General features: G+C 41.2%; 7 protein-coding genes. 3 read left to right on the top strand and 4 right to left on the bottom strand.

Annotation, left to right across the window (positions count from 1 at the left end; genetic code table 11):
• Positions 1-173 precede the first annotated feature (173 nt).
• A complete protein-coding gene (locus BA81_RS18365) occupies positions 174-1052 on the bottom strand; it encodes a nucleotidyltransferase-like protein (protein WP_024425790.1) in 879 nt (292 codons plus the stop codon).
• Between the two features lie 189 nt (positions 1053-1241).
• On the opposite strand from BA81_RS18365, the gene BA81_RS18360 reads away from it, so the two are divergent.
• Complete coding sequence (locus BA81_RS18360; RefSeq protein WP_024425201.1) at positions 1242-1589, top strand: YgzB family protein; 348 nt, start codon at positions 1242-1244, stop codon at positions 1587-1589.
• 35 nt (positions 1590-1624) lie between these two features.
• Here the strand turns inward: BA81_RS18360 and perR are convergent, their stop codons facing one another.
• Together perR and bcp are read right to left on the bottom strand one after the other, a co-directional pair.
• Positions 1625-2062, bottom strand: coding sequence for a peroxide-responsive transcriptional repressor PerR (perR, locus tag BA81_RS18355; RefSeq protein ID WP_012009347.1), 438 nt, complete (start codon positions 2060-2062; stop codon positions 1625-1627).
• Between the two features lie 157 nt (positions 2063-2219).
• A complete protein-coding gene (gene bcp / locus BA81_RS18350) occupies positions 2220-2687 on the bottom strand; it encodes a thioredoxin-dependent thiol peroxidase (RefSeq protein WP_024425791.1) in 468 nt (155 codons plus the stop codon).
• A 129-nt stretch (positions 2688-2816) separates the two neighbouring features.
• Here bcp and BA81_RS18345 point away from each other — a divergent pair, with 129 nt between their 5' ends.
• Both BA81_RS18345 and BA81_RS18340 read left to right on the top strand, forming a co-directional pair.
• Positions 2817-4112 (top strand): glutamate-1-semialdehyde 2,1-aminomutase, encoded by a 1296-nt coding sequence (locus tag BA81_RS18345; RefSeq protein WP_034284215.1) that lies wholly within the window; start codon positions 2817-2819, stop codon positions 4110-4112.
• A gap of 247 nt (positions 4113-4359) precedes the next feature.
• Entirely contained in the window at positions 4360-5433 is a 1074-nt protein-coding gene (locus tag BA81_RS18340) for an FUSC family protein (RefSeq protein WP_034284217.1), read from the top strand.
• A 222-nt stretch (positions 5434-5655) separates the two neighbouring features.
• Here the strand turns inward: BA81_RS18340 and BA81_RS18335 are convergent, their stop codons facing one another.
• Complete coding sequence (locus tag BA81_RS18335; protein ID WP_034284214.1) at positions 5656-6552, bottom strand: ABC transporter permease; 897 nt, start codon at positions 6550-6552, stop codon at positions 5656-5658.
• Position 6553: the final 1 nt, after the last annotated feature.

The following is a 6553-nucleotide window of genomic DNA, read 5'->3' as shown; positions in this document are numbered from 1 at the left end:
GTCTTGTTTAGTTTTCAAAGATCATCTTCGTTATCGCTCAGAGGCGACTTTCTTAATATAACATTTGAGCACCGTGTGCGTCAAGCGTTTTTTAGAATTTCTTTTTGTCAGCTTTTCTTTCAAAGCAACTCAGTTGCTCATTAGCGACGTTTAATAATATACCATCATAATATTCATGCGTCAATATCTTTTTTCACAAAATATCCTCGATGATAGATTTTTTGACCCTTTGTCTCAATCGGCTCCACTTGAACAATTCCTTTTTCCACAAAGAAATCAATCATGACGCTAAGGTCAGGCGTGAAATACTTTAGATCAGGGTGTGCAAGAAGCTCACCAAAAAGCCATATATCCTTCTGTTCCATGACATGACGCAAATGAGCGGCACCAATTTCTGCTTTTGAATGGATCAAAAAATCATTTGCTAAAAATAAAAGTTCCAAACGTTTATGCAGACTTTCATGGCTTTCAATCAGTTCTGAATAAAGTTTGTATACTTCAGGTTCCATATGACGCACTTGGTTCCAAACGGTCACTTCTGGGTGGAAGCCTTTATCAATTACTTCAATACGTGCTAGGTGATGCAGGGCATGCACAATGGAATTATATGCATCAAGGAATTGATTTGACTCAAAAAATGCTTTTCCTTCTATATATCTGCGAATGAGCTTGCCATATTCTAAACCGATTTTGAGCTTGCGGTTTGAAAACGGGAATGTACTTAGTTCATCAATTAAGTTGAAGATATATTCATTTCGATCAAACAGGACTTTTCCATTCAAAATCCAATCGATGATTCGGCGGTTAGTGCCGAGGGTAATCCATTCCTTCAGTTGATCATCTGTGACAACATTTAAAGAAGCTGTTTGGTGATCGGATTCATAGTGCTTGATAAATAACGGCTCTTCCGCTTCTTTTACGATGACCAAAAGTGCTGCATCAAAGTTATCCGTCTCAGAAGATACTTTATGTCTTCTTTCTACTATAATCACAGCTAATGTGTCTGGATGGCTTGCTCTCTCTTGATAAATAGGACGGAGAAGATTTTCCATAGTGATTCCTCCAATACTCGGGTGTAAGGTTCTTCTCTAATGCTATGTATTTCTCCTCATAGAATCAAAATTCCTTCAATACATGAAAAAAGATCATTGAATCATTATAAGCAATTTATTCACAAAACTCTATAACTAATTCAAACGGAAAGGTAAAATGTGCTATATTGGAGATAAGGGGGACTAGGGATGGCGAAATACTCCAGTAAGATTAATAAAATCAGAACATTTGCACTTAGTTTGGTTTTTGTTGGCTTTCTGATCATGTATATCGGTGTGTTCTTCAAGGAATCGATTTGGCTGTCGACTTTCTTTATGCTGCTTGGCGTCTTATCGATTGGATTAAGTACAGCCGTTTACTTTTGGATTGGTATGCTTTCTACGAAGGCAGTACGTGTCGTTTGTCCAGGCTGTGAGAAGGAAACAAAAGTGCTTGGGCGGGTTGACATGTGCATGCATTGCAGGGAGCCGCTTACACTTGATCCAGCATTAGAAGGTAAAGAGTTTGATGAATCCTACAATCGAAAAAAGTCATAAAAATAAGCTGACCTTTTAAACGGTCAGCTTTTTCATTAATGATTTTCTTTTTTCGCACATTCTTGACAAGTTCCATAGATCTCCAAGCGATGATGACTGACTTTAAAGCCTGTCACATGGGATGCAAGCTGTTCAACTTCATCAAGGCCAGGATAGTGAAAATCTACGATTTTTCCGCAGTTTTCACAAATCGCATGGTAGTGGTCAGATGTCGCAAAATCAAATCGGCTTGAGGAATCACCATACGTTAATTCCTTTACTAATCCAGATTCCCGGAAGACTCGTAAATTGTTGTAAACCGTTGCGACACTCATGTTTGGAAATTTTCCTTCAAGTGCTTTATATATATCGTCCGCGGTTGGGTGTGTCATAGAATTTACGAGAAACTCCAAGATGGCATGGCGCTGCGGAGTAATTCGAACACCGGTTTCTTTTAGAGCATCTAAAGCGTCTTTTAGTTCGTGAGCAGCCATTTCATCATGCACCTCTCTTCAAAAATATTCTTATATTATAATCTTTATAAATAGTGTACCCCCAGAGCCGAAACTTTGTCAATTACAATCCTCTTTTTTACCTATTCTTCTTTACAAAAAAGACCGGCATGACTGCCGATCTCATCCTGTGAGGATATTAAGCGTGAGCTTTCAATTCCTCAAGCGCTTCCTCTACGTGGTCTTTTACCTTTACTTTTCGCCATTCTTTCACAAGCGTGCCTTCTTTATTAATAAGAAACGTTGAACGCTCGATTCCCATATATTCTTTGCCAAAATTCTTTTTCAGCTTCCATACCCCAAAGGCTTCAGACAATTTCTGTTCATCGTCTACAAGAAGAAGAAACGGCAAATCATGTTTTTCTTTAAACTTTTGGTGCTTGTCCTGACTGTCTGGGCTTACGCCGATAATGACAGCATCTAATTCTGCAAAGCTTTGATGGCGGTCGCGGAAATCACATGCTTCTGTTGTACAGCCTGGTGTCATATCTTTTGGATAGAAATAAAGAACAATATGTTTTCCTTTAAAATCAGAAAGCTTTACTTTCTCCCCATTGTCACCGGTTAATTCAATGTCAGGTACTTGCTGCCCTACTTCGATTGTCATGACACAATCCCTCCAACCTATTTTTTAATTAGCCTATCCAATTTTGAGAGGATATTCAACTAAGGACGCTTGCATCGGCATGTTAAAATAATGATAGACGACGTGATACGTTGAGATAGGAGGCTATTTATGAAATTCACAGAATCAGAAAAATTACATCAAGAGGCGCTGGAGCACATTGTTGGGGGTGTCAACAGCCCGTCTCGTTCATATAAGGCAGTAGGCGGCGGTTCACCCGTTGCGATGGAAAGAGGAGAAGGCGCTTATTTTTGGGATGTTGACGGAAACCGCTATATCGATTATCTGGCAGCATACGGTCCAATTATTACAGGACACGCCCACCCGCATATTACAAAAGCCATCACGAAAGCGGCTGAAACAGGTGTCCTTTACGGAACACCAACGAAGCATGAAGTCACTTTTGCTAAAATGCTGAAGGAAGCCATGCCTGCTTTAGACAAAGTTCGTTTTGTCAATTCAGGTACAGAAGCGGTGATGACAACAATTCGAGTGGCTCGCGCATATACAGGCAGAACAAAAATCATTAAGTTTGCCGGATGCTATCACGGCCACTCTGATCTTGTGCTAGTGGCTGCAGGCTCTGGTCCTTCCACTTTAGGAACACCCGATTCCGCAGGCGTACCAAAGAGTATCGCCAATGAAGTCATTACCGTTCCATTTAATGATATTGACAGCTATAAAGAAGCATTAGATCGCTGGGGAGATGAAATAGCAGCTGTCCTTGTCGAACCAATTGTCGGGAACTTTGGCATCGTAGAACCTAAGGACGGTTTCCTGCAGCAGGTCAATGACCTCACACATGAAAAAGGCGCACTGGTGATTTATGATGAAGTCATTACCGCTTTCCGCTTTATGTATGGCGGTGCACAGGATTTGCTTCAAGTAAAACCTGACCTCACTGCATTAGGAAAAATTATTGGCGGCGGACTTCCTATCGGCGCTTACGGCGGTAAAAAAGAAATTATGGAACAAGTTGCCCCGCTTGGACCAGCCTATCAAGCTGGCACAATGGCAGGAAACCCTGCATCCATTCTTTCAGGTATTGCCTGCTTGGAATTGTTAAAAGAAGACGGCGTTTACGAGCGTCTTGATCAGCTTGGCGCTATGTTAGAAGAAGGCATTTTAGCCCATGCCAAAAAGCATCAAGTAGATATTACAGTGAATCGCTTAAAAGGAGCGCTCACAATTTATTTCACAACAGAAACGATTGTGAACTACGAGCAGGCTGAAAATACGGATGGCGAAATGTTTGCCCGTTTCTTCAAATTAATGCTCGCGCAAGGCATTAACCTCGCTCCTTCTAAATATGAAGCTTGGTTCTTAACGATCGCACATACTGAAAAAGATATTTCTGAGACGCTGCAAGCAGTAGATCATGCATTTGCACAGCTGAAACAATCATAATGAAGTCCCAAACAGGCGTAAAAACATGCGCCTGTTTTTTTATTTACCAGCTCTTGTTTGTCAAAAGCGTGCGAATCTGTTACATTTCTTCTCAATACCTTCTTTTGATGTTTTCATGAACTTTCAAAAATCACTTGAATATTTCGGAAGACCGCTGTATATTACTTAGTTGTTTCATCAAAATATGAATGATAAATGACGAGTGATCATCTATTATCGAAAAGAAAGGAATGCAGGGACAAAACCAATGAAACTTGGAGCCCGTATTTTAAAAACTGGTATTGCCATTGTACTCGCGCTTTACCTGGCAACATGGCTTGGGTTGCCAACGCCCGTCTTCGCGGGAATTGCAGCTGTATTTGCTATCCAGCCATCTATTTATCGATCTTTTTTAACCATTGTTGATCAAGTGCAAGCCAATATTATTGGAGCAGCGCTTGCCATTACGTTCGGTCTGCTTTTTGGCACAGGACCAGTCATTATCGGTTTAACCGCCGTCATGGTCATCGCCATTAATTTAAAGCTGAAGATTGAACACACGATTCCGATTGCACTTGTAACCGTCATCGCGATTTTAGAAAGTGCAGGGGATCATTTCCTTTCCTTTGCCCTAATCCGAACAGCTACAGTGGTGTTAGGAGTTCTTTCTTCATTTTTAGTGAATTTAATCTTCCTGCCGCCAAAATATGAAACAAAGCTTGTTCATCACATTATGGAAAATACGGAGGAGATTTTAAAATGGATCCGTCTGAGCTCCAGACAGTCTACTGATCATTCCACATTAAAGGATGACATCGATCAAATAAAAGAACGCATGATCAAATTAGATCATATTTACTTGCTATACAAAGAAGAACGAAGCTATTTAAAGAAAACCACGTATGTCAAATCAAGAAAGCTTGTTTTGTTCAGGCAGGCCATTATGACATCGAATCGCGCTCTGTATTTACTGAAAAAGCTTCATAAATTAGAGAATGAAATTCATTTAATGCCAGAGCATTTCAGGGAAAGCTTAACGGATGAAATTGATTATTTACTGTATTGGCATGAGCGCACCTTGATGAAATTCGTCGGAAAAATGAAGCCGCAGGATGATGAATTTCAAAATGAATGCTCTCTTCGCCTTGAGACGTTAACGAAATCATTTATTCAGCATCAGCAAAACCAAGAAAACGACTTGCTCGATTACAACATGCTGAATGTCATGTCCAGCATCATCGAATACCGTGATGAATTAGAGCATTTAGATACATTGATTACAAGCTTCCAGACGTATCACCCAAAAGATAGTGAAATTGAGACAGAAGAAAAAGAAGCATAAACAGAAAAGACCGATTCCTAGAATCGGTCTTAAATTGTTGACAAAGAGCTAAAATGATCTTGATTTTAGCTCTTTGTCTTCTTTTCAGCGTAACCTGAAAACCTTTGCAGTCTAGGAAGAACGAGTACCGGAGCGGAGCGAATTGAGTATTCGTGAGCACCGGCACGCAGGACTGACACCGAATGCGAGGGTTTGCCTGCAGACCGATTCTGAGAATCGGTCTTATTTTATTTTCTTCATTTTCGGATCCAGTGTGTCTCTTAATCCATCTCCCATCAGGTTAAAGCCTAGAACCGTCAGCATGATCGCTATTCCTGGGAAGAATAATGTCCAGGGGGCTTGAACGAGATAAGGTCTCGCATCGGCGAGCATTTTCCCCCATTCTGGACTTGGCGCCTGTGCACCCAATCCTAAAAAGCCTAAAGCCGCTGCCTCAATAATTGCCGTTCCGATCGCTAGTGTTGCCTGTACGATGACTGGCACCATACTATTTGGCAGAATGTGACGCAGTACGATGCGGCGGTGTGACATCCCCACCGCCTTTGCTGCCAGCACGTATTCTTCTTGTTTAATACTCAGCACTTTTGAACGAACGAGCCGTCCAAAGGTTGGGACATTAATTATCGCAATGGCAATAAGGGCATTTTGTAAGGAGGGGCCTAGGATGGAGACAATAGCAATCGCTAATAGAATGCTAGGAAAAGCGAGTAAAATATCAAACAGTCTGGAGATCACAGCATCTAGCACTCTTCCGCCATAGCCTGCTATCAATCCAAGCAGTGTGCCTAAAATGACAGACCCGAGAACCGAGAAGAAACCGACCCATAAGGAAATCCGTGCTCCATGCACAACTCTTGAAAATATATCTCTGCCGAAATCATCCGTACCAAACCAGTGCGCAGCTGAAGGGGCACTAAATCGCTCACCAAGTGATTGCTCATTGATTCCATAAGGAGCAATGAGCGGTGCAAAGATCGCTAGGATCAGAAATAAAAAGACAATCACACTGCCAATGACCGCCAGCTTGTGCTGAAAGAACTGCTTCATTGATTCAAGAATCAATGATTGAGAGCGTTCATCTTTTGTCTGAGGTGGTTCAAGCTCTTTTTGTGCTTCCATA

Source organism: Bacillus safensis FO-36b (assembly GCF_000691165.1).
In the GTDB taxonomy this organism is placed as follows: Bacteria; Bacillota; Bacilli; order Bacillales; family Bacillaceae; genus Bacillus; species Bacillus safensis.
This window is presented reverse-complemented; position numbering and strand designations above follow the sequence as displayed.

What these genes read in the sequence shown, in the direction of transcription:
- BA81_RS18365 (WP_024425790.1), bottom strand. Translation starts at nt 1,052, where the DNA reads ATGGAAAATCTTCTCCGTCCTATTTATCAAGAGAGAGCAAGCCATCCA.
- BA81_RS18360 (WP_024425201.1), top strand. Translation starts at nt 1,242, where the DNA reads ATGGCGAAATACTCCAGTAAGATTAATAAAATCAGAACATTTGCACTT.
- perR (WP_012009347.1), bottom strand. Translation starts at nt 2,062, where the DNA reads ATGGCTGCTCACGAACTAAAAGACGCTTTAGATGCTCTAAAAGAAACC.
- bcp (WP_024425791.1), bottom strand. Translation starts at nt 2,687, where the DNA reads ATGACAATCGAAGTAGGGCAGCAAGTACCTGACATTGAATTAACCGGT.
- BA81_RS18345 (WP_034284215.1), top strand. Translation starts at nt 2,817, where the DNA reads ATGAAATTCACAGAATCAGAAAAATTACATCAAGAGGCGCTGGAGCAC.
- BA81_RS18340 (WP_034284217.1), top strand. Translation starts at nt 4,360, where the DNA reads ATGAAACTTGGAGCCCGTATTTTAAAAACTGGTATTGCCATTGTACTC.
- BA81_RS18335 (WP_034284214.1), bottom strand. Translation starts at nt 6,552, where the DNA reads ATGGAAGCACAAAAAGAGCTTGAACCACCTCAGACAAAAGATGAACGC.